Genomic DNA, 23563 nt, shown 5'->3' on the forward strand with positions numbered 1-23563 from the left:
CCTGATGCGGGGCGTCAGGCCGGTTATGGCCCGACGCCCCTTTTTCGATTTTTCTGATCAGCAAAGGTTTGATCACATGAAGCCCACAACTCTGTCTCTGGCCGTGCTTATGGCGACCTCGGCGTTGATCGCGCCCTGGGCCGCTGTTGCCCAAGATGCCCAAACTACCGAAGTTCAGCCCGAAGTCACCGATTCCGCCGCCGAAGAACCCATTACCGAAGTCACGGTGAAGGGCAAGTTCGTGCCGAACTCTATGCGCCGTACCGCCGAAGTCGTGTCGATCATGACTTCGGAAGACTTAAAGCGCACCGGTGATGACTCGGCCGCCTCTGCACTTACCCGCGTGACCGGTCTGTCGCTGGTCGAAGGCCGTTTCGTCTATGTGCGCGGTCTGGGTGAGCGTTATTCGTCAGCCCTGCTGAACGGATCGCCCCTGCCGTCGCCTGAGCCGCTGCAACGCGTGGTGCCGCTCGACCTGTTCCCGTCCTCGATCTTAAGCCGCCTGTCGGTTCAAAAGACCCACTCGGCCGATTACTGGGGTGAGTTCGGTGGCGGCGTGGTCGATCTTAAGACCGTGACGACCCCGGCATCGCCATTCCTGTCGTTGAGCGTCAGCACCGGTGGCAACACTGAAACCACCGGCCAGCACGGCTTTACGCACTACGGTTCCGACACCGACTGGCTGGGCTTTGATGACGGTACGCGTAAATTACCTCTGCGCCTGCGTCAGGCGATCGCCACTGGCAAGCAGGTCACGCAAGGCAATTTCACCGACACCGAACTGCAAAAGATCGGTCAGGATTTTGTCAACGCGCCGCTGAACCTCATTCAGGAAACCAACAGCCTGCCGGCGAACCTCAGCTTCAACATCGTCGGTGGCAAAAGCTTTGATGTTGCCGCCGGTGAAGTGGGCGTTATCGGTCTGGTTGACTTCTCCAATGGCTGGAAAGCCCGTAACGGCATCCAGCAGACCGCGGTTAATGACCTCGATAAGCTGGCAGTCTATGACGACTACGACTATTCGACCTCGGAAAACAACGTCAGCCTGAACGGTTTGTTCGGTCTGGGTTTCCGTCAGGCCAAGCATTCGGTGCAGTGGACGAACCTGTTCATCCGCAACACCACCAAGCGCACTCAGGTTCGCGAAGGTTATGACGGTGCCAACGGCGAAGTCCGCCGCCGTGAGCAATCCGGCTGGTATGAGCGTCAGTTGTTCTCGACACAGTTGAACGGTACATCTGATCTGACCGATAAGCTGACCCTGAACTGGCGCGCCTCCTACGCTCAAACCGAGCGTGATGTGCCTTATGAAAAGTCGATCACCTATGGGGTCGGCCTCGAAGGCCGCTGGTACCACGATGCGTCGCGCGTGCGTAACCGCACTGATTTCTCGGAACTGAACGATAAGGTCAAGAGCGCGGGTGCCAGCCTCGATTACGACTTCTCGCTGGGTGAAGGCCGTGATGGCACGCTGACCGGTGGTTTCGATATCCTTGAGAACAAGCGCGATGCCTGGAACCGTCAGTTCAGCTATCTGACACCGAACAACACCCTGCCGGTGCCGGTGCAATATACCCGTGTCGACTTCCTGCTGTCGGACTTCAATATCTCGCCGGATCGTCTGGTGCTGACCGAAGTCACCGGTGGTGACGGGGCGGCAGCCTATGAAGGCGGCCTGTTCGTCAACGCCGCCTTTGCCAAGGTCGATGTCGAAGTCATTCCTCTGGTGCGTGTCGCCGCCGGTCTTCGCTTTGAATCGGCCAAGCAACGCATCACCACGGTCAACCTGTTTACATCGGGCACTACCCCCACGCCGATCCAGCCGCTGAAGGAAGAATATCTCCTGCCGTCGGCCACGGTGACCTGGAACTTTGCCGAAGACATGCAGCTTCGCGGCGGTATCTCCAAGACCATCGGTCGCCCGCAGTTCCGCGAACTGGCCCCGCAGGTCTATCTTGATCCGGAACAGGATCGCCTGTTCGTCGGTAACCCGTTCCTGAAGGACACCGAAATCACCAATTTCGATGCCCGTTATGAGTGGTACTACGACGCCGGTCAGTACATCACCGCCGGTCTGTTCTATAAGGACATCGAAAAGCCTGTCGAAGCCACCATCCTTGATACCGGCTCCGGTGAAGGCCAGCAGTCCTATATCAACGCGCCGAAAGCGACGCTGGTGGGTCTGGAATTCGACTATAAGGGTGAGTTCGACTCGCCGGTCGAAGGGGCCTGGTTTGCCTCGAAAAAATGGCTGGTCGCTGCCAACTACACCTGGACGGACTCAGAGGTTCAGGCCAAGTCGGGCGATGTCGTCTATACAGCCGCCAATCAGGGCCAGCCGACACCAGCGACCAACTACATCATCGACGGCTCGCGTCTTCAGGGCCAGTCGGAGCATGTAGCTAACCTTCAGTTCGGCTGGAACGACCTTGAGGCCAAGTCACAGGCTACGCTGTTGCTGACCTACGTGTCTGAGCGCGTCTCGGCCCGCGGCAAGCCGGGCTATCCTGACTACATTCAGGAGCCGGGCGCCATGCTCGACTTCACCTACCGTAAGGGCTTCGATGCCTTCGGGCAGGAGCTGAATTTCGGGGTGGAAATCCGCAACCTGCTCGGCACCGAATACGAAGAGTATCAGGAGCGTAATGGGCGCGTGAATATCAACAACTATGATATTGGCCAGAGCGTGTCATTCAGCCTGTCGACCCAGTTCTAAGATAGCTGATCTGGATAAATTTAAGCCCCTTCGCATCTGGCGGAGGGGCTTTTTTGCGCCATCTGCCTTGACAGTCAGACTGATATGTTCTTATTTTGTTCCTATGTTGTCAGCGCAATTTCAAGGGCCTCAGACCCTAGACTTGTTTGATCCTCCGGCTCTGAGTGGGTTGGTTTATCGTGAAAACTATGTCGATGAGGTGTTTGAGGCGGCTCTGGTGGCCGATATCGACGCTCGTCCGTGGTCACTGGAACTGGGGCGACGGCGACAGTGGTATGGCGGCGACTATGACGATACTGAACTGGGGCTGGCGCAACAATACCGGGCCTCTGCGCCGCCGGATCGGTTTGGTGAGGTGGCGGAACGGTTACGTGCGGATGGCATATTGTTGTCTGTGGCGACGCGGTTCGGCGTCAATGAATATCTGCCGGGGCAGGGGATTGGTGCGCACATGGACCGTGACAATGAGGTGGTTAAATCCGTAGCGATTTTAAGCCTCGGTTCAGGCATCATGATGGACTTTGTTCGCCCCGCCGATAAGGCCCGTCAGGATGTGAGATCTTATTATCTGCACCGGCGCAGTCTGCTGCTGATCGCGGGCGAGGCGCGCTATCAGTGGATGCACGGCATTGCGCCGCGCCGGTCCGATAAAATCTGTGGCCTGATCCGGCCGCGCGGGCGCCGGCTGTCGATTATGTTCCGGTGTCGGCCAGAAACCTAGCTCAAAAAAGTCGTGGCGATATCCGCGCCTTCTTTCAGGGTGCGGGTGACCGGTGTGCGTTCAATCACTTCGGCCAGACGGGTGCGCTGATCGTCGCTCAGGTCACCGGTCAGGGTGACAGTGCGGGTGATCACCGACCGGTCATCGGCCTTAGCATGATGCAGTTTGACATCGACCCCCGTCAGCGGCCAGCCTTTGCGATCAGCATACATCTTAAGGGTAATCGACGAACAGGCCCCCAGTGCTGACAACAGCAATTCATAAGGGGTAAAGCCTGCGCCCTTGCCTCCCAGCGATTCCGGCTCGTCGGCAATCAGCGCGCGCCCACCCGCCTCAATATCGGTTTTGAAGTTTTCGGTACCAATGTGGGCGTGGGCCTGAGCCATGATCGAAGAGCCTTTAAAAGTTCAGCATGAAAGCGCACGGACCGGTGCTGAGAGTCACGGCCCCTCAGAATAATCGCCTTTATCAGGGATGCAACACTACGCTATGACTAATCGCTGCAAAAGAAAGGATTGCTGTCATGGATATGGCTGCTGCAACCGCTCGTTTTAAGCTTTATCAGGACTGGTTAGCAGTACGCACCGACAAAGCTGCGCCGGTTATTGACGGTATGGCCTATGCGCGGCCTTTGCGGCTTGATGCGGTCGGTATGGCCTCGGAGGGGTGGAGTGCGGACATGCCGCTCGATATCGGAGATGCCATCCGTATCGGCGGCTATGACGAAGACCGCGCCCTGTACGACAGCGAGGTGTTTGCGGCCCAAAGCCCCGATGATGAGCCGCGCACGGTACATCTGGCGCTCGATATCTGGGCCCCGGCGGGGACGAAGGTTCATGCGCCGCTGCATGGCCGAATCCATAGTTTTCAGGATAATGATAACCTGAAAGACTATGGCCCGACGATCATCCTTGAGCACATGGTCACGCCTGACCTGGTGTTCTGGACGCTTTATGGTCACCTCAGCCGCGACAGCCTTGAAGACCTCTATGTCGGTAAAGATTTCGTCGCGGGGGACGTGATCGCAAGCCTTGGCGCCCCCCATGAAAACGGCGGCTGGACCCCGCATCTGCATGTTCAGGTCATCCTCGATATCGGTGATAAGATTGGTGATTTTCCGGGCGTGTTCCGTCGGCGTGACCGCGACTATGGTCGATTATTATGTCCTGACCCGCGCCCACTATTGGGGATATGAGCTTGATGATTTCCTTACTTCCGGAAATTTCAAACCGTATCGGATTCCGTCCCGCGCAGGTGTAACCTTTGGGTAAGTCCACAACCCGCCAAGATGCGTAAGGAAACGACCCTATGACCAAGACCGCTGTGATGACCGCCCCGAAAAAGACGCTGATGAGCCTGGTTATGGCGTTGTCGTTGACGACCGCCGTTGCCGCCCCGGCCCTGATCTCAGCCCCCGCCGAAGCCGCCACCAAAGGTGAGCTGACGGTTGAGGCCAATCAGGCCCTGAACAGCCTTTATGCCTCGAACCCCACCGCCAAGCTGATTGGCTCAAAAGCCAAGGCTGTGCTGATTTTCCCGAATATCGTCAAGGCCGGTCTGGTGTTTGGCGGGGCTTATGGCGAAGGCGTGCTGATGCACTCAGGTAAGGCCGATGCTTATTACAACTCGTTCTCCGGTTCCTGGGGGCTTCAGGCTGGCGCGCAGTCCTATGGCTATGCCGTGTTCCTGATGAACGATAAGGCCGTCAAATATATCCATGACACCCAAGGCTGGGAAATCGGCGTCGGCCCTACGGTAGTGATCGTCGACGAAGGTGTCGCGAAAAACCTGTCGACCTCGACGCTTAAGGATGATGCCTATGCCTTCACCTTCAATCAGCAAGGTCTGATGGCTGGCGTGACCATCGACGGTACCAAGATCTCCAAGATCAAAGAATAGCTGTCTTCCCTGAGTAGCGTCCCCTTAAACTTAAAGCCCTCCGGATTATCTCCGGAGGGCTTTTTTTGACCGCAATGGAAGAGGCCGTTACTTGATCACCGCGCAAGCCACGCGGGCACCGGCTCCGCCGATCGGCTGGGTGGTGTGGTCATCGGCATTGGCGTGAATCACGACCGCAGCGCCATCGGCATCGAGCAGGGCCGGACGGCCAGTGGCCCCCGTGACCGACACGAGGGTCGAATAGATTTCGGCCGTGGCCTTACCGTCGCTATGCGCAAAGATATTGGGCAGGTCGCCGGAATCATTGGCTTCGGCATTCAGCAGGCCGTGGGTGACCTTGGGCAGGCCGTGTTCATGAACGTGGGCGCCGGCATTGGTGAATTTGTCATCGCCGCAGTCGCCTTTTTCATGGAAGTGGATGCCGTGCCAGCCCGGTGTCAGGCCCGCGACTTCGATTTTCAGCACCACGCCCTTGGGCGCGTCTGTGACGGTCACGGTGCCGGTAATGCCTGTGCCTTTGAACTCACCGGAATGGGTGGCCGCAAGAGCCGCCAGCGGGGCGGCGGTCAGGGCCACAGCAGCGGCGGCCAGCATGAATGTGCGCATAATATTACCTTTCAAAGATTTGTGAGGTTAATCCTACTGATATGAGAATTATTATCAAAATACAATAAGCGCGATCCGTAACAAAAAAAGGCCCGGCGGTGAGGGCGGGCCTTTTTGCGTTTCTCCTCCCTACAAAGTGGGGAGGTGGATTTCGACGCGTAGCGGCGGAAGACGGAGGGGTAAGGTTAGGGTGACAAGTACCCCTCCGTCTCGTAAACTCGACACCTCCCCATCTTCGCCAGGAGGCTTGATAGGGAGGAGAGTTTTACTCCACCGCGACGACCACGACCGACTTGGCCGGAACATCGAGCGTCAATTTACCGCCGGAAATCTTGCCGCCCTTATAGGCGACCGGGAAGATGGCTTCCTTTTGACCGGGGACGTTGTGGGCATCAAGCTTTGCCGCCGTCAACACATCACCGGAGACCTTTTTGGCCTTGAGCGTGCCCAGATCGATATTGATCTTATAGCCCTTATCAGCGTCCATATTGGCGACACCGACATAGGTCTTGCCGTCCCTGGCCTTGGCGGCGGTGACGTTAAAGGCGGGGAAGGTCTGGTCCTTGCCGTCCTTGTCCTTACCGGCGCTAAGCGTAGGCGCCGTGACCTCAACCGGCAGCGGGATTGAATCCTGGAACGGCACGTACATCTTAAACGCGTAATAGGTCGGCGTCAGGGCCATCTTTTCCTTGTCGGTCAGGATCATGGCCTGAAGGACGTTGATGGTCTGGGCGATATTGGTCATCTTCACACGGTCGGTATAGTTGTGGAAGATGTTAAAGTTCGCCGCCGCCAGAACGCCGTCACGCAGGGTGTTCTGCTGGTATAGATGGCCGGGATTGGTGCCTTTTTCGACGTCGTACCAGGTGCCCCATTCATCAACATAAAGGGCGATGCGCTTTTTCGGGTCATGCTTATCCATGACGGCAATATGCTTTTTCAGCAGGTCGTCCATGCGCATGGTCTGATAGAAGGTCGCATTCCATTCCGCCGTTGGGAAGGCGGTGGCTACCCCCTTGGTCGTCCAGTTGCCGGTAGGGATTGTGTAGTAATGCAGGCTGATTGCGTCCATGTGGCGGGCGGCATTTTTCATGACCACATCCGTCCAGTTGACATCGAACGAATTGGCCCCAGAGGCCACACGCACGCCGGGGTTATCCGTGCCCTTATGGTAAAACGACTCAAACCGGCGCAGTTCATTGGCGTAATATTCCGGTGTCATATTGCCACCGCAGCCCCAGCTTTCATTGCCGATGCCGATGAAGGGGACTTTGAACGGCTTATCGCGGCCATTGGCGCGACGTTCCTTAGCCAGAGTGTCATCGCCCGGCGAGGTCAGATATTCGATCCATTCGCGCATTTCGGTCGGGTTGGATGAGCCGACATTGACGGAAAAGTACGCTTCCGAGCCGACCTGCTCGACGAAATCCATGAATTCGTGGGTGCCGAACTGGTTATCTTCAGGCGTGCCGCCCCACCAGTTGTTCTTGCGCACCGGACGTTTGGCGCGCTCACCGATACCGTCGCGCCAGATATATTCGTCGGCAAAACAACCGCCGGGCCAGCGCACGACCGGCATTTTGATGGCTTTCAGGGCGGCCACCACATCATTACGAATGCCGCGCGTATTGGGGATGGAGGAGTTCTCACCGACCCAGATACCGTCATAGACGCCAAGGCCGAGGTGCTCGGAAAACTGGCCGTAGACATAGCGCGAAATTTCAGGGCCGGGTTTATCGGCCTTAAGCGACGCCTCAATGGTGGTTGTCGTCTGGGCATTGGCCACCAGCGGCGCAAAGGCCACGGTGACGGTCAACGCCAGAGCGGTAAATGATTTCAGCATGGGTATCCTCTGGTTATTGTTATTGAAGTTCAAAGACGCTTACGGATTTAGCCGGTAGATTTGCCGTCAGGGTGTCGCCCTTAAGCTTTACGCCGGTTGCAGGCTTGGGTGTCACCGTATTCGGGGCGGTGAACGTATTATGGCTGTCGGTCGCTGGTGCGGTCAGGGTGCGGCCGGTGACGGTTTTGGCCTTAACGCCGGTAAGGATCAGATCAAGCGCGATGGCGCGGTTCGGATCGAGATTGGCGACAGAGACATGGATCTTACCCGCCTTGTCGCGGGAGGCGGAGACGCTGATCATCGGCACCTCAGCCTCACCATAGCGATAAACCGGCGCGGTGTAATTGACCGGAATCCGGGTTGCGTCCTGATGAACCTTATACATCTCAAAGACATGATAGGTCGGGGTCAGGATCATTTTGTCCTTGTCGGTCAGGATCATGGCCTGCAGCACATTGATCATCTGGGCGATATTGGCCATTTTCACGCGCTCGGCATGATCATGGAAAATATTGAGCGTCACCGCCGCCACCAGCGCATCGCGCAGGGTGTTTTCCTGATAAAGCCCGCCGGGGCCGCCGTCATACCATGTGCCCCATTCATCGACGATCAGGGCGACCTTCTTCTGCGGGTCGTATTTGTCCATGATGGCGCTGTTTTTGGTGATCAGCTCATCCATGAACAGAGCGCGCTTCATCGTCGAGATCCATTGATCTTCGCCGAACTGTGTCGCCACGCCCTTATTCTGCCAGGTGTTGCTCGGCAGGGTGTAGAAATGCAGCGACAGCCCGTCCATGATCGGCCGGTCGATATTGTACATCATCGGCGTCGCAGCCGGCCGCCACCATGCGGCCTCTTTCATCAGGGTCTCGGTCCACGCATAGTCATCCGTATCCGGCCCTACGGCAATCAGGAACGGGCGTTTGCCGGAGGATGACTTCACATAGGCGGCATATTTGCGGAACTCATAGGCATAGTCATCGGCACGCATCTGGCCGCCGCAGCCCCAGGTTTCATTGCCGATGCCGACATAGGGAACGCTCCACGGCGTTTGCTGGCCGTTCCTGGCCCGTTCGGCCCCTGGTGGGGTTGTGGGCTCGGCGGTCATGTACTGCATCCAGCTCTGGGCATCCTTGACCGAGCCGGAGCCAACATTGACCGACACAAACGGTTGGGCGTCGATCTGGCTCAGAAAGTCCATGAACTCATGGGTGCCAAAGCTGTTGGGCTCGATCTGGCGGTTCCAGTTGGAATTGATCGTCGGCTTGCGTTCAGGGCCCACACCATCGCGCCAGTGGTAATCGTCGGCAAAGCAGCCGCCGGGCCAGCGCACGACCGGCACCTTGATGTGCTTTAAGGCGGCGACGACATCGTTTCTGATGCCGCGGGTATTGGGGATGGGCGAATCTTTGCCCACCCAGATGCCCTCATACACGCCGCGCCCCAGATGCTCGACAAACTGGCCATAGATATTGCGGTTGATGACAGGGCCAGCCTTATCGGCCTTAAGCGTCGCCTCGACCTTAACGGTTTCGGCCATCACCGGTGTGGCCAGCAAAAGGGCGGCGGTAAGAACGGATTTAAGCACGGGCAGCATCCAGTTCAAATACGCGCACATCATAGACCGAGGTCCACTGATTGGCGTCGGCCTCGAACCGCACGGTGATCTTGGATTTACCGGCGATAAGGTCTGAGGGCAGGGGGTAGGTTTTGGTGTTCATGGTGGTGGTCGCATCCCCTTCCAGCCGTTCGCGCGCAAACGGTTTGCCGTCGATCAGAATCCGGAAATCCTTATTGCGATCGCGACCGGCATAAACGACCTGAAGCGCCAATGGGCCGGGCCTGACCGCCATTTCAAACTGGAAGTAACCGCGGTTCATCATCCGGCCACGCAGGGCCAGATGGCTGATGACGCTGGTGTTGGGGGTGCCGTCGAAATTGTGATCCTTTTCCGGTTGTTGCTCACCCAGCCGGATGTGATCAACGGTGGCCGCCAGCAGGGCCGCGCGCGCCTTGGCATCGGCCTTGTAGCCCACTTCAACCGTCTGCCATTCGGCAGGTGAAAACCGGCGGAAATAGACGGCCGTGCGGTTATTATGTTGGGCGAAATAGGGACGCAGAGACAGGTCATCGGGGCGGCCATTAGCCAGCGTGTAAACATGATCGCCGGTCTGCTGTTTAAGCACGCCGTCCGCCGAATCCGCCACTATTGCCGGATCATACCCTTCCCAAGCCGCGCTCATCGGCCCCAGATCGGCAGCCAACACCAGAGGGCCGCTCAGGTACGCCACCAGATTGGTATCGTCCGGCATGGCTTCGTGATAGGTCGTCATGGGCAGGGTGAGCGCGATCACATCGCCGGTTTTCAGGCCGGTCAGGGTGATATAGCCGTCCTTTGGCGCGGTGGTGATGGCCTTTCCGTTCAGGGTCAGGGACGTTGATTTCGCCCACACTGGCACGCGCAGGGTCAGTTCAGGCGCGCCTTTTTTTGGGGCCTCGGTCACGCGGATCGACACGGTGTCTTTCAGCGGGAAGGCCGTGTCCATATCGAGCCGGAACCCCTTTTCGGCCCAGTTCAGGCTGGAGGCGTAGTAGAGATTGATGGCGACGCGATTGCCTGATTTCCAGTATATGCTTTCGCCGTGCTTGGAATGGCTTTCCATGCCCGACCCGACGCAGCACCAGAAGTCGTTATCCGGCGTTGAATGCACCCGCCCGAACCCTGAGACCAGCGGCGAGAAATAGCTGAACATGCCCGTGGCTGGGTCCTGCTGCGACATGATGTGGTTGAGATGGGCGCGTTCATAAAAATCGAAATAGCGCGCATCGCCTGACCAGCCATAAAGGTGCCGGGTCAGGCGCAGCATATTGTAGGTGTTACAAGCCTCACAGGTCTGCTGATCCAGACGGGTCGATAGCTGGCGCGGCATCCCGAAATGCTCGTGATCGGAATTGCCGCCGATGACGTAACTATGATCCTTGGTCACCGTTTCCCAGAAAAACAGCGCGGTTTTGGCATGATCCGCCCCTTGCGTCAGTTCATAGATGCGGGCCGCCCCGATCACCTTGGGGATCTGGGTGTTGGCGTGCTTGCCGTTCAGTTCGTCGCGCCCCTGCGCCAGCGGATCAAGAATTGCTTTGTGACACAGACGTTGTGACAAAGTCAGCCAGCGTTTGTCACCGGTGCGGGCATAAAGTTCGGCATAGGACTCATTGATGCCGCCATGTTCGGCGCGCAGGATCTGCTGCACCTGTTCGTCGCTTAGGCCCTCGATGATCTTACCGAAATAGTCACCCAGACCGATGGCGACCTTTAATGACGCTTCATCGTTGCAGTATTTATGGGCATCCAGCGCGCCTGCAATCACCTTATGATAGGTATAGACCGGCACCCAGCCGCCGTTCAGATCAAACCCTGAGGTGCGGATATCGCCCTTGCGCAGTTCTTCATATACCACCTTGCCGTCGATGGTTTTTCCACCGCGATCAACCGTCGTGCCGCCGGCATAGCCATCGCCCTGTTTGGCCTGAACGTCCGCCAACTCACGGGTGACGTAGAGCGCGCGCTCTTTGAAGCGGACATCACCGGTCTGGGCAAACATCAGGGCGCAACCGGACTGATAGTGACCGAGGCTATGGCCCGCAATGCCGCGCGCTTCCCAGCCGCCATAGAGCGCGCCCTTGGGCTCTAGGCCTGAGCCTTTGCGGAAATTATGCAGCAGACGATCGGGTTCCAGCGCCAGAAGATATTTTTGATTGGCCTCAATCGAAGTCAGGAAAATTGAGGGCTTAAGCCGCACCGCCTCCAGCGGAAAGGGGGCCCATGCGGCCTTTGAGACAGATGGCGTCTGCGCGCGCGCAACCGAAGCACTGCCCGCAAAAGCGGTCGCAGTAAACAGTGTCGCGCGTCGTGAAAACGTGAACATCTCATCATCCCTGGTGCTTAGTGTGCCTTTTGGCTTTGTATTTGTCCGACATAATTGCGGAAAATTTCGTGCGGTCAACCCCTGACACAGGTTTCAAGGCAAAATTGGCGATAATTTGTATGACTAATTGTGGATTTGAGAATAATTCGCCAGACGGCACAAAGGGTTTGCACTTTCGGGCCTGAGGTCATAGGACAAATTCCGTATTTTTGCGGGAGTGCGCACCTATGGGCAAGGGGTTGTTTGGCGGGCTGTTCGGATCGAAAAAGTCGAACAAGCCTAAGGTTAAGACATTTGAGGCTGAACCGCCGCCCGAAGTCCCCGTTGTACCTTCCGCGACTTCCGAAGACACCGTTAAAGAGGCTGCTGCCATGAGCAAAACCACCCGCACCGAATCCGATACCTTTGGCCCGATTGAAGTTGATAACTCGAAATACTGGGGCGCGCAGGCCCAGCGCTCTTTGGGCAATTTCAAGATCGGCTGGGAAAAGCAGCCCCTGCCGGTGGTGCGGGCACTGGGTATCGTTAAGCGCGCGGCGGCGGAAACCAATATGGCACTGGGTAAGCTTGACCCCGTCGTAGGCAATGCCGTGATCGCCGCTGCCAATGAAGTCATTGAGGGTAAGCTGGATGAGCACTTCCCGCTGGTGGTATGGCAGACGGGGTCGGGCACCCAGTCGAACATGAACGCCAACGAAGTCATATCGAACCGCGCCATTGAAATGCTGGGTGGGGAGATGGGCACCAAAAAGCCGGTCCATCCCAATGACCACGTCAATATGTCGCAATCGTCGAACGATACCTACCCGACCGCCATGCACGTCGCCTGTGCCGAAGAGATCGATCATCGCCTGTTGCCGGCGCTGCAGACCCTGCGCAATGCTTTGAATGATAAGGCCGAGGCCTGGAAAGACATCATCAAGATCGGCCGCACCCATACTCAGGACGCGACCCCTTTGACGCTGGGGCAGGAGTTCGGTGGCTATACCCAGCAACTGACCAATGGTATTGAGCGCATTTCGCAAACCCTGCCGAAGCTGATGCAACTGGCCCAAGGCGGTACTGCGGTCGGCACCGGCCTGAATGCCCCGATCGGTTTTGCGGAAGGCGTGGCTGATCGGATCGCCGCCATCACTGGTCTGGGGTTTACGACCGCTCCGAACAAGTTTGAGGCACTGGCCGCCCACGACGCGATGGTTTTTTCGCACGGTGCGATCAATACGGTCGCTGCGTCGCTGTTTAAGATCGCCAACGATATCCGTTTCTTAGGTTCCGGCCCGCGCGCAGGTCTGGGCGAACTGGCCCTGCCGGAAAACGAGCCGGGCTCTTCGATCATGCCGGGCAAGGTCAACCCGACCCAGTGTGAAGCGATGACGCAGGTCTGTGTGCAGATCTTTGGTAACAATGCGGCGCTGACCTTTGCGGGCAGCCAGGGCCATTTTGAACTGAACGTCTATAATCCGGTCATGGCCTATAACTTCCTGCAATCTGTGCGTCTGCTGGCCGATGCGGCGGTGAGCTTCACCGATAACTGCGTGGTCGGCATTGAGCCGCGCATCGACAACATCAAAAAGGGCGTCGAAAACTCCCTGATGCTGGTTACGGCGCTTAATGGCAAACTCGGCTACGACGCCTGCGCCAAGATCGCCAAGACCGCCCACAAAAACGGCACCACCTTACGCGAAGAAGCCGTCGGCGGCGGCTACCTGACGAATGAAGAATTTGACCAGTTCGTCCGCCCGGAAAACATGGTCTCGCCGGGTTAAGGAGCGCATGAATCCGCAGGATCTGGATTTTGATAAGGACGGCGCGATGTTTTATCGCGCCGTTTTTTCATCCGCAGAGATTGAGCGATTGCGGAATGAAGTGGAGCCTGCAATTGCGGGACGCCCCGGTAAACGTCTTAGAGATGGGACGTGGGTTAAGAAAGTTGCCAACGGCAAACTTTTGCAGATCACCCGCAGACTGATCGGTTCGGCCGTTCGTCCCGTGCGGGCGGTTATTTTTGACAAGACGCCGGATACGAACTGGAGCGTTGGCTGGCATCAGGATCGCACCATATCGGTTCGTGACCGCGTTGAGGTGGAGGGCTTTGGACCTTGGTCAGTTAAGGATGGTCTGCTTCATGTTGAGCCACCAGTTGCGATTTTAGAGGGCATGGTCACGGTGCGGCTGCATCTGGATGATTGCGCCGCTGATAATGCGCCGCTCAAAGTGGCACTGGGGTCGCACCGTCTGGGGCGCGTGGCCGCTGATAAGGTGGCCGATATTGCCAGTGACCTGCCGCTTTATCACTGTCAGGCTCAGGCCGGTGATGTCTGGGCCTACTCCACCCTGATACTTCATGCCTCCGAACGTGCGCTTAGTCCCAAGCGCCGGCGTGTGCTGCAAATCGACTATGCCGCAACGGACTTGCCGGGCGGGCTTAAGTGGCGGGGGCTTGACTAAATAGAGACTGTTCAAATCCTCGCAGCGGGCTATAGTCAGCCGTCTTAGCAGGGGGGATGATATGGCGCGGTATGTCGATACGGCTTTGAGTACGGGGGAACCCATTTTATATGACGCAAAGGTGCACTGGGCGGTGTTCCTTGAGCCCTTCACCAAGTGGATCGGCACGGCGGTGTTTCTGGCTATTTTCTGGACGTTTATTGGCGTGCGCATCACCGGTGATCTGAGTGAGACCTTTGCGGATGAGCGGGTCACGCGGGCGTTGGGTTGGCTAAGCGCCTTGTCATTAACCCACATCGTCATATTGATCGCGGTGCTGGTCGGAGTGCAGAGTCTGATCAAGGCCTTGATTTATTATTATAATTCCGACTTTGTGCTGACCGACCGGCGGGTGATTTCAAAGTTTGGACTGCTCAGCCGCACGACCAGTGAACAAAGGCTGTCCAAGGTCGAATCGATCCATGTCTATCAAAGCTTTCTGGGGCGGTTACTCAACTACGGCACGGTTACGGTCACCGGCACCGGCTCATCGGCCACCAAGTTTGGGCCGATGGCCGATCCGATCGCCTGCAAGCGGGCGATTGAGGCCCAGCTTGATCTGATCAAATCGGATGCCGGTTAAGCCAGCAGAGTCTCGACCGTGGCCTCATCCACAGGATCGAAACTGTCAACCTGAGCGCGGTGCCACTGTTTCATCAGGCCTTCACGCGCGGTGCCATCAAGCAGTGATCCCGCCTCGACATGGTGATAGGCGACATCGCCGCGCACGACCTCACCGGTCGTGGCGCGCACATGCAGGTGCCAGGGTCTGAGTTCACGCGGATGGTTGAGCCCTGCGGCTTCCAGCATCTGGGACAGAGCCTTAAGGGTATTGCGATGATAGTTTTCTACCCGCGGCGCTTTATCGGAGACGACCAGAGCGCGCTGGCGGATTTTGGACTGGGTGGCGACGCCGGTCGGGCAGTGGTTGGTGTGGCAGGACCGCGCCTGAATACAGCCGGCCGCGAACATGAAGGCGCGCGCCGACATGACAAAATCAGCCCCCAGCGCGTGAACCCGGCAAAAATCAAAGGCCGACACCACCTTACCTGACGCCCCAAGTCTTATTTGCGGGCGTAAATTAGCCCCGACCAGGGCGTTGTGGACAAAGCTTAAGCCTTCGACCAGCGGCAGGCCGACATGGTTGGACAGTTCTACCGGTGCTGCGCCGGTGCCGCCTTCGCCACCATCTATCGTGATGAAGTCGGGCGTAACCCCTGTGGCCAGCATGGCCTTGACCAGTGCCAGAAACTCGGTTCTGTGGCCAACGGCCAGTTTGAGGCCAATGGGTTTTCCGCCAGATAGCTCACGCAGATCGGCAATAAAGTGCATCATCTCCCTTGGTGTGGAAAATTCCGGATGGGCCGCCGGAGATACACAATCCTTAGTGCGGTCGATCAGGCGGGTGCGGGCGATTTCACCGGTGATCTTATTTTTGGGCAGAACGCCACCATGACCGGGCTTTGCACCCTGACTGAGTTTAAGCTCGATCATCTTTACCTGATCAAGCGCGGCGGTTTGGCTAAATATCTGGGGGTCGAAGCGGCCGTCCTTAGTACGGCAACCGAAGTAACCTGAGGCTATCTGCCAGATCAGGTCGCCGCCATATTTGCGGTGGTATTTCGAAATGGCACCTTCACCCGTATTTTGAGCAAAGCCACCTTTTTTCGCCCCTTTGTTAAAGGCCATGACGGCATTGGCCGAAACCGCCCCGAAGCTGGTGCCTGAAATATTCAGAACCGACGCCAGATAGGGCTTAAGGCAGTCGCGCCCACCAATATGGATACGAAAATCGGGGACAAGAATTTTCGATGGCCGCATGGAGTGGGAAATCCATCCGTAGCCGATGGCGTTGACATCACGAATGGTTCCGAACGGCTGTTTATCGGAGACATTTTTCGCGCGCCGATACACAAGTGCCCGCTGTTCGCGTGAGAAGGGCACCGGGTCACGGTCGTCTTCGATCAGATACTGACGTATTTCCGGTCGCAGCGCCTCCAGTATAAAGCGAAAGTGGCCGATAATCGGGTAGTTGCGCAGGATAGAGTGGGAAGTTTGCAGAACATCGCCAATGCCTGTGAGGCTCAGGGGGACCAGAATAATCAGGGGCCAGAAAAGCTCCGGACGCAGGTAGTACCCCGCGGCGGCACACACCAATGTCAGAACCAGACACAGTTGCAGTATGAAAAATCTTGTAAAGCCCACGTGCCCACGTTCCCCCGTCTATTGACCGTGGACACTAGCAAATGGATGCGAACCTTGTTTGACAGTGTTTAAGGCCCAACCCTAACCGAGCCTGAGCCGATCACACGCTTATTGACGCTGCCGGTAACGCGGCCAAGGCGGACATCGCCGGAACCGGCGATTGAGGCTTCGACTTCGCCGGCCGTGCCGCCAAACTGAACGTCGCCCGATCCGGCCAGGCTGATATTGACGCGCGGAGCATGGCCGTCGCGTAAGATGAAGCGGCCCGAACCCGCACCGGCAATATCGACATCGCCGCTCACCCGGTTGATGGTTGAACTGCCTGAGCCAGACGTTTTGACCGACAGATCGCCGCCGATATCGCCCAGATCCAGATCGCCTGATCCGGCATTGACGGCATGGGTGCGGCCGCGAACGGCGCCGACCGTGATCTTACCTGAGCCTGAGCCCGCAATATCAGCTTCTGCCGCTGAGGCAACCGTGATGTCGCCGGAGCCGGAATTGGCCAGATTAAGCTTACCCGCCACCGGGGCGGCCTGCCACGATCCGCAGCCCGACATTGCCAGCTTCAGTGAGCGGCTTTGGCCAATATCACCAAAGGTCGGGCTGGCGGCCGACAATTTCACGTCGCGCGGAGTGCGCACATGGATCACCGGCAGGTCGTCATAGCGAACCGTGCCGATACCGGTGATTTTGACATCGCGGCCGCAGCCCTTGATCTTGTGGGCCAATTGCCCGCTGACGATCATTTTGTCGCCGCTCATCCTGACCGTAATTTTCGGCAGGTTCGGGTTGTTCCTGACTTTGAGGTCGATGTCGGCGCGGTCTTCGGGGGTGACGATGACGCGAGCCGCCATGTCCTTAAGCTCCAGTTGTGTGGCGGCTTCAGCGCGGGCGCTAAGGGCGCAGACCGCCACAACCGGCGTGGCGAGAAAGAGGCAGATGAGACCGGGCTTCATGGGCTTAACCGTTGCGGTCGGCAGCGGCGGTGGCACCGTAAAGCGCGCGCTCAGAGGCGGGTTGCGGACTGATGGTGACCAGCGAAAAGGCCAGGGCCAGAGCGGCAAACGAATAGATAAACGGTGAGATAGGGGTGGTCATTTTAAACATCCTTGAGATTAGGGTTGGGTACAGATTGAAGCGGGTTTGCTTCGGAACTGACCCCTAAATGCCGTAAGGATGGTTTGGTTTCAAATTAAATGGATGTCATGACGCGGATTTAATATATTAAATAAAATCAATGTGTTAATATGAATTTTTTGTAATGTTTTCGCGGGCGTGCAACCCCCTGACGCTTAAGCCAAAAGTCCTCTGGCCCGCGCAAAACTTAAAAACAGATCGCCCCATTTCGCCTTGGGTGAGTTAAGACCATAGCCGTGGCCACCTTCGGCAAACAGGTGGGTTTCGACCTTTATGTTGTGGGCTTTGAGCGCCTCACGCAGCAGTAGGGCATTGGCGACCGGCACTGTGGCGTCATCTTCGCTGTGGGCGATAAAGGCGGGCGGCGTGGCGGGGCTGACCTGTTTATCGAGTGAGAACTTTTCGATGGCCTCATCGCTGGGCGACGCGCCGATCAGGTTGGTACGCGAGCCGGAATGGGCCGTGCCTGCCGTCATGGATATCACCGGATAGATGGGCACAAACAGAGCCGGGCGCGCGCTTAAACTGTCGGCGGTATCGACGGGGGTATAGGCCGGATGGTCAAACAGGGTGGCAAGGGAGGCACACAGGTGGCCGCCCGCGCTGAAGCCGATCACCGCCGTCCGGTCAGGATCTATGCTGTAGCTTTTATGGTGGTGACGGATGAGCCTGATCGCCCGCTGTGCATCGGCCAGCGGGGCCAGATGAGGCGTGGCCCAGCCCTCAGCGGGCAGGCGGTAGGTCAGAATAAAGGCGGTGACGCCGTGGGCCGCCAGCCAGCGGGCAATCTCATGGCCTTCGTTGTCTATGGATACAAAGCGGTAGCCCCCGCCCGGAATGACCAGCATGGCGGCGCCATTGGGCTTTGGGGGACGGTAGATGGTCAGACGCGGCTGCGATACGCCGGTGACGAAGCGTTTGGTGTTGCCGGACGGGGTTGAGACTTCCTGACGGGCGGGATTGAGGTTACCGGCCGGTCCGTTAGGCCACAGGGGCAGGACTTCTGTGCTATCTTTTGGGGGGCTGTCATGAGAGGGGGGCGGGCTCTGCGAATTCACCGGCAGCGGCAGGGCCGCCAAAAGGCTTGCACCCAAAATGTGGCGGCGATCAATCGGCATGAACTGTCCCTGACTATATTATATTCAGGTACTGTGTCTGAGCGTTCAGCGCTTTTCAACCACCTTTTTGCCGATCGGCGCCAGGGCCAGTTGTGCCAGTTGGACATTCTTAAATGCGAACGGGATGCCGATAATGGTAATGGCACTGCCAATAGCGGTGATCAGGTGGGCCAGCGCTATGTACCAGCCTGCAAAGACAAACCAGATAATATTGAGCAACAGGCCGACCGCGCCGGTGCCGATATCGGCGCGGCCGGTGTGGTCATCACGGTCAACAATTTCCTTACCAAACGGCCAGAAGGCAAAGCCGGCGATTCGCCAGGCCGCCATCGCCCAGGGCAAGCCAATAATGGTGATAGCCAGAAAGAACCCGCCCAGCAGCCACAGGCAGCCGCAAATAAAGCCGCCAAAAATAAACCACAGTATGTTCAGGATTAGGGTCATGTCCGGTTCATCCAGTGAAGGGGGGAAAATACAGATGCGACCACTATAGGGTAACCGCTGCGGCAATCACGTTAAATTTGATTTATGCGGTATCGGAGGGAGCGTATAATTAATCATGTAGTCGATGCTTAAGGCGGCATTTTGTTGTGGCTTTACTTAAGTTCAGTGAGCGCAGGCGGTAGGTTTATGCTGCAATTGCGTGCAAAGAACGCATGAAAGGTAAAATGCGCTTATGGGTGCTGTTTGTTTTTAAGTATAAAACATACGATTTTATGAATTCTGGTGCTTTGGAGCTGTTGTGATTTGTCTTTATAGTAATGAGAATAGTTATCATGTCTGAAATTATCAATCTGAATAAGGTGCGTAAGGCGAAAGCAAAGACTGAGAAGCGTAAAAAGGCGGTCGAAAACCGTATAATATTTGGAACTTCAACCAAAATTAGAAAAGCTGAAATAGAAAAGGTAGCTAAGGAATCAAAAAAACTGGATCAACGATTGCTAAACACGACCGATGGTAATAAAAAGGAATAGTGTTCAACAATAAATGGCCATGCTTTAAATTAGCCTTTGAGGGCGTGGTCTTATAATACCGTAGGTAAACATGATTAAATGTACCTCATCCAAGTACAGTATAAAACTCAAAGAAACAAACGCTGTCGAGGTAAGACGTCGTGACGCTGGAGGAAACCCATGCCTGGTTTAAAAAAACGCTCTGTTAACCTTGCCGGACACGCCACATCCGTGGCGCTGGAGCCGGAATTCTGGACGGTTCTTGAAGATATGTCCAAGGAGCGACGGGTAAGTTTGGCCGCCCTGATCGCGGATCTGGATTCCAAGCGTGGCGAATCGCTTTTGGCATCATTCTGCCGTTTGTCGGCTCTGGCCTTCGTGCAGACCAAGGCGGGTGGCCTGAAAAAGAAGAAGGCCTGATTTTGCACCGCTTTTTTACCACCTGTTAGTTTCTTAAAAAGACTAACGGGTGGTGGGATTTGCGCTGTGTGAGCATAAACTGCGATATGATTTGGATCGCGGCTAAAAATCGGCTTATGATGCGAACAAAACGTGACTCGCGCGCTGTATCGGCGTGACGGCTCCGCCGCATCGGCTTCGTTATGCGAATGCCCTAAGCTATGGTTCATACATGAGTGCAATTCCTATAAGCGTTCAGGCCTCAAGCCATCTGGGCGCATCTGCGCCGGATTATCTGAGCGGGCTTAACCCCGAACAGCTCAAGGCCGTCACGACCGTGACCGGCCCGGTGCTGGTGCTGGCCGGGGCCGGCACGGGCAAGACCCGCGTGCTGACCACCCGGATCGCGCATATCCTTAAGCTGGGCTTGGCGCGGCCGTCTGAGATTTTGTGCGTGACCTTTACCAATAAGGCGGCGCGCGAAATGCGTGAGCGGGCCGAGCGTTTGATCGGGCCGGCCGCGACCGGACTTTATAATCTGGGGACCTTCCATTCGATTGCCGCCCAGATTTTGCGCCGCCATGCCGAGCTGGTTGGGCTGAAATCGACCTTTACGATTCTGGATGACGATGATCAGGTGCGCCTGCTCAAGCAGATCATCGAAGGCCGCCGGATTGATACCAAGCGCTTTCCGCCCAAGACCCTGGCGCATTTTATCGACCAGTGGAAGAATAAGGGGCTGTTGCCGGATCAGGTCGCCAAACTCAATGACGAAGGCGCTGATTTTGCATTCGGCAAGGGGGCAGAGATTTACGCCGAATATCAGGATCGCTTGCGGGTGCTCAATGCCTGCGATTTCGGTGATCTGCTGCTGCATACCCTCAAGATTTTCACACAGTACCATGAAGTGCTGGCGCAATATCATGCGCGGTTTAAGTATATTCTGGTCGATGAGTATCAGGATACCAATGTCGCCCAGTATCTGTGGCTGCGGATATTGACCAATGCCGATCGTAATCTGTGTTGCGTCGGTGATGATGACCAGTCGATCTATGGCTGGCGCGGGGCCGAGGTTGACAATATCCTGAAGTTCGAGCGCGATTATCCCGGCGCCGAAGTTATCCGGCTGGAGCGCAATTACCGCTCGACCAAGCATATTCTGGCGGCGGCGGCGGGGCTGATCAAGGCCAACAGCGCGCGCCTGGGCAAGACCCTGTGGACCGAGGATCAGGCGGGCAAGAAGGTCTTAGTGCAGGGCATCTGGGATTCTGCGGCCGAAGCCCAGTGGGTCTCCGAGGATGTTGAAAAGCAGAAAAAAGCCGGACGCGCCTATCAGGACATGGCGGTGCTGGTGCGGGCCTCGTTTCAGATGCGGGCGTTTGAAGAGCGCTTTCTGATGCTGCAAATCCCCTATGTGGTGATCGGCGGACCGCGCTTTTTCGAGCGGGCGGAAATCCGTGATGCGATTGCGTACTTAAGGCTGATCCAGTCCCCGGACGACGATCTGGCGTTTGAGCGCATCATCAATGTGCCTAAACGCGGCATTGGCGACGCGACGGTGCAAAAGCTTTTGATGCAGGCGCGGGTGGCGGGCCAAAGTGTGATGGCCGCCGTGCGCGATTTGATCGATACCGATGAATTGCCGACACGCGCGCGTACGCCTTTGACCGCGTTTGTGCGCGACTATGACCGCTGGCGCGAGCTGGCGAAAACCATCAAGCACGACATGCTGCTTGATACCGTGCTGACCGATGCCGGTTACTATGACATGCACCGTGCCGATAAGGTGTCGGGGCAGTCGCGGCTGGATAACCTCAAGGAAATGGTCAATTCGATGGCCGATTTCGAGGATCTTATGGCCTATCTGGAACATGTGTCTCTGGTGATGGAACTGGAGCGCGACGCCGGGGCCAATTCGGTCAAGATCATGACCCTGCACGGCGCCAAGGGGCTGGAGTTTCCGGTGGTCTATCTGCCCGGCTGGGAAGAGGGTATCTTCCCGTCGCAGCGGTCGATGGATGAAAGCGGTCTGCGCGGCCTTGAGGAGGAGCGTCGGCTGGCCTATGTCGGCATCACCCGTGCGCGCGAAGAGGCGCGCATCAGCTTTGTGGCTAACCGGCAGGTTTACGGGCGCTGGACCTCACAACTGCCGTCGCGGTTTATTGATGAAATGCCAATTGAACATGTCGAGGCTGTGTCGCAGACGGGCTATGCTCAGGCCGGATGGACCTCGCAGGAATCGCGCTGGGACCGGGCGGGCTATCAGCCGAACTACACCAAGCGTGAGGAACCCAAAGCCTTTGGCGGTAATTTGTCGGGCGTTGATATGAGCCGACTTGAGCCCAAGCCGCACCGCCCGTCGGCACCCGCCAAGCCTCAGCCGTCCAAGGGGCTGACGGTTGGTACGCGGGTGTTCCACGTCAAGTTCGGCTATGGCGAGGTTAAGGAAACCGAAGGCAATAAACTGATTGTGCGCTTTGAGACCGGCGATAAAAAGGTCATGGACAGCTTTGTGGAAAAGGCGTGATGATGAGAGCATGGGGGATCGGGTTTGTGGCCCTGATGATGGCCGGTAGTGCGCAAGCGGCGGACTGGAAGCCGCTGGATGCCGACAATACCCTGGTCGTTGATACGTCGAAGGGGCGGGTGATTATCGCCCTGTCACCTGAAATGGCCCCGCAGGCGGTCGAGCGCATTAAAACTCTGACGCGGCGTGGATTTTATGACGGGTTGTTGTTCCACCGCGTCATCCCGCAATTTGTGGCGCAGACCGGTAACCCGAACAATAAGGATGGCGGCAAGAGCGACCTGCCGAACCTTGCGCTGGAGGCTGTGTTCAATCTGAAAACGACGCAGTATCATACGGTGGCGCGGCCGGTGACGGGTACGGTTGGCTTTGTTGGCGCGACCCCGTTTGCCTCGACCAATGATTATCATATCAAGACCGGTGCCGTGCGCGCGTGGGGAACGCACTGCGCCGGTGTCGTCGGTATGGGACGTGATGATGAGCCCAAGAATTCGGCCAATAGCGAGCTTTATATTACCCTGTCGGATGTGTCGCGGCTGGATCGGGACTATACGGTGGTCGGGCGTGTGGTGTCGGGTTTTGAGGTGGTCAAAGCGCTGAATACCGGTGAACCGCCGTCCGCGCCGGATGCCATGCAAAAGGTACGGATCATGGCCGATATGACTGCGGCAGAGCAGCCCAAACTTGAAATCATGGATACGGACGGGGCGGCGTTTAAGGCTCATGTGACCGCGATACGTGCTGAACGCGGCGCAGATTTTTCAGTCTGTGACATAGCTGTGCCCGTGCGGGCGCGTTAGGTTATTTTGAAAGCTGACTTGATTTTTTAAGGTGTCGGGCGGATATTGAACCTATGAACATGCAGGCGCCCAAATCGTTTAAAAAGGCAGACAGCCGCCCCAAGGTGCTTGGGGTGACCAAGGACGGCGTGAAAATTCTGGCCCCGCGTCGTAAAGCCACGAATTTTACGCAAGCGGAACTGCGTGAGGCCGTGGCTAAAGCCTTGGCTAAAAGCGCCTGATA

Annotated in this window: 22 protein-coding genes; 12 read left to right on the plus strand and 10 right to left on the minus strand. The window is 57.0% G+C overall.

The features are described from left to right. Positions 1-76 precede the first annotated feature (76 nt). Together PQU98_RS14245 and PQU98_RS14250 are read left to right on the plus strand one after the other, a co-directional pair. Complete coding sequence (locus PQU98_RS14245; RefSeq protein ID WP_272745626.1) at positions 77-2716, plus strand: TonB-dependent receptor domain-containing protein; 2640 nt, start codon at positions 77-79, stop codon at positions 2714-2716. A gap of 142 nt (positions 2717-2858) precedes the next feature. Next, on the plus strand, positions 2859-3437 hold the full coding sequence (locus PQU98_RS14250) for an alpha-ketoglutarate-dependent dioxygenase AlkB (protein WP_272745627.1): 579 nt from the start codon (positions 2859-2861) through the stop codon (positions 3435-3437). Here PQU98_RS14250 and PQU98_RS14255 read toward each other — a convergent pair. Next, the gene (locus tag PQU98_RS14255) at positions 3434-3823 is read right to left on the minus strand and encodes an OsmC family protein (RefSeq protein ID WP_272745628.1); all 390 of its coding nucleotides are present in this window, start codon (positions 3821-3823) and stop codon (positions 3434-3436) included. The genes PQU98_RS14250 and PQU98_RS14255 overlap by 4 nt on opposite strands. Positions 3824-3960: 137 nt before the next feature. Here PQU98_RS14255 and PQU98_RS14260 point away from each other — a divergent pair, with 137 nt between their 5' ends. After that, positions 3961-4632, plus strand: coding sequence for a peptidoglycan DD-metalloendopeptidase family protein (locus PQU98_RS14260; protein WP_272745629.1), 672 nt, complete (start codon positions 3961-3963; stop codon positions 4630-4632). A 113-nt stretch (positions 4633-4745) separates the two neighbouring features. Beyond that, positions 4746-5336 carry a lipid-binding SYLF domain-containing protein gene (locus PQU98_RS14265; RefSeq protein WP_272745630.1) on the plus strand — a complete coding sequence of 197 codons (591 nt, stop codon included), beginning with the start codon at positions 4746-4748 and terminating at the stop codon, positions 5334-5336. Positions 5337-5423: 87 nt separating this feature from the next. Here the strand turns inward: PQU98_RS14265 and sodC are convergent, their stop codons facing one another. From sodC to PQU98_RS14285, 4 genes are all read right to left on the minus strand, one after another. Beyond that, positions 5424-5942: a superoxide dismutase[Cu-Zn] gene (gene sodC, locus PQU98_RS14270; protein WP_272745631.1), complete on the minus strand. Its 519-nt coding sequence runs from the start codon at positions 5940-5942 to the stop codon at positions 5424-5426. A gap of 265 nt (positions 5943-6207) precedes the next feature. Further along, positions 6208-7785, minus strand: a complete 1578-nt coding sequence (locus PQU98_RS14275; protein ID WP_272745632.1) for an alpha-N-arabinofuranosidase — start codon at positions 7783-7785, stop codon at positions 6208-6210. Positions 7786-7804: 19 nt separating this feature from the next. Continuing rightward, entirely contained in the window at positions 7805-9382 is a 1578-nt protein-coding gene (locus PQU98_RS14280) for an alpha-N-arabinofuranosidase (RefSeq protein ID WP_438263885.1), read from the minus strand. Continuing rightward, positions 9366-11711, minus strand: coding sequence for a glycoside hydrolase family 127 protein (locus PQU98_RS14285; protein WP_272745634.1), 2346 nt, complete (start codon positions 11709-11711; stop codon positions 9366-9368). Before PQU98_RS14285 ends, PQU98_RS14280 begins: the two co-directional genes overlap by 17 nt. A 371-nt stretch (positions 11712-12082) precedes the next feature. Here PQU98_RS14285 and fumC point away from each other — a divergent pair, with 371 nt between their 5' ends. The 3 genes from fumC to PQU98_RS14300 all read left to right on the plus strand — a co-directional run bounded on the left by fumC (position 12083) and on the right by PQU98_RS14300 (position 14781). After that, positions 12083-13477 carry a class II fumarate hydratase gene (gene fumC / locus PQU98_RS14290; RefSeq protein WP_272745820.1) on the plus strand — a complete coding sequence of 465 codons (1395 nt, stop codon included), beginning with the start codon at positions 12083-12085 and terminating at the stop codon, positions 13475-13477. Positions 13478-13484: 7 nt separating this feature from the next. Beyond that, on the plus strand, positions 13485-14159 hold the full coding sequence (locus PQU98_RS14295; protein ID WP_272745635.1) for a phytanoyl-CoA dioxygenase family protein: 675 nt from the start codon (positions 13485-13487) through the stop codon (positions 14157-14159). A gap of 61 nt (positions 14160-14220) precedes the next feature. Continuing rightward, positions 14221-14781, plus strand: coding sequence for a PH domain-containing protein (locus PQU98_RS14300; RefSeq protein ID WP_272745636.1), 561 nt, complete (start codon positions 14221-14223; stop codon positions 14779-14781). On the opposite strand, the gene PQU98_RS14305 is transcribed toward PQU98_RS14300, so the two are convergent. From PQU98_RS14305 to PQU98_RS14325, 5 genes are all read right to left on the minus strand, one after another. After that, on the minus strand, positions 14778-16403 hold the full coding sequence (locus PQU98_RS14305) for an FMN-binding glutamate synthase family protein (RefSeq protein ID WP_272745637.1): 1626 nt from the start codon (positions 16401-16403) through the stop codon (positions 14778-14780). The genes PQU98_RS14300 and PQU98_RS14305 overlap by 4 nt on opposite strands. A 68-nt stretch (positions 16404-16471) precedes the next feature. After that, complete coding sequence (locus tag PQU98_RS14310; RefSeq protein WP_272745638.1) at positions 16472-17362, minus strand: GIN domain-containing protein; 891 nt, start codon at positions 17360-17362, stop codon at positions 16472-16474. 4 nt (positions 17363-17366) lie between these two features. Next, the gene (locus tag PQU98_RS14315; protein ID WP_272745639.1) at positions 17367-17504 is read right to left on the minus strand and encodes a hypothetical protein; all 138 of its coding nucleotides are present in this window, start codon (positions 17502-17504) and stop codon (positions 17367-17369) included. Positions 17505-17698: 194 nt separating this feature from the next. Further along, a complete protein-coding gene (locus tag PQU98_RS14320; protein WP_272745640.1) occupies positions 17699-18661 on the minus strand; it encodes an alpha/beta hydrolase in 963 nt (320 codons plus the stop codon). Positions 18662-18706: 45 nt separating this feature from the next. Continuing rightward, positions 18707-19105: a YccF domain-containing protein gene (locus PQU98_RS14325; RefSeq protein WP_272745641.1), complete on the minus strand. Its 399-nt coding sequence runs from the start codon at positions 19103-19105 to the stop codon at positions 18707-18709. Positions 19106-19437: 332 nt separating this feature from the next. On the opposite strand from PQU98_RS14325, the gene PQU98_RS14330 reads away from it, so the two are divergent. The 5 genes from PQU98_RS14330 to PQU98_RS14350 all read left to right on the plus strand — a co-directional run bounded on the left by PQU98_RS14330 (position 19438) and on the right by PQU98_RS14350 (position 23561). Next, positions 19438-19635 carry a DUF4169 family protein gene (locus tag PQU98_RS14330; RefSeq protein ID WP_272745642.1) on the plus strand — a complete coding sequence of 66 codons (198 nt, stop codon included), beginning with the start codon at positions 19438-19440 and terminating at the stop codon, positions 19633-19635. Between the two features lie 159 nt (positions 19636-19794). Beyond that, on the plus strand, positions 19795-20034 hold the full coding sequence (locus PQU98_RS14335) for a ribbon-helix-helix domain-containing protein (RefSeq protein WP_272745643.1): 240 nt from the start codon (positions 19795-19797) through the stop codon (positions 20032-20034). A gap of 211 nt (positions 20035-20245) precedes the next feature. Then, positions 20246-22540: an ATP-dependent helicase gene (locus PQU98_RS14340; RefSeq protein ID WP_272745644.1), complete on the plus strand. Its 2295-nt coding sequence runs from the start codon at positions 20246-20248 to the stop codon at positions 22538-22540. Then, complete coding sequence (locus PQU98_RS14345) at positions 22540-23340, plus strand: peptidylprolyl isomerase (protein WP_272745645.1); 801 nt, start codon at positions 22540-22542, stop codon at positions 23338-23340. The genes PQU98_RS14340 and PQU98_RS14345 overlap by 1 nt, the downstream gene beginning before the upstream one ends. A 53-nt stretch (positions 23341-23393) precedes the next feature. After that, a complete protein-coding gene (locus PQU98_RS14350; protein ID WP_272745646.1) occupies positions 23394-23561 on the plus strand; it encodes a hypothetical protein in 168 nt (55 codons plus the stop codon). Positions 23562-23563: the final 2 nt, after the last annotated feature.

Origin of the sequence: Asticcacaulis machinosus (assembly GCF_028550435.1) — a bacterium.
Classification (GTDB): Bacteria; Pseudomonadota; Alphaproteobacteria; order Caulobacterales; family Caulobacteraceae; genus Asticcacaulis; species Asticcacaulis machinosus.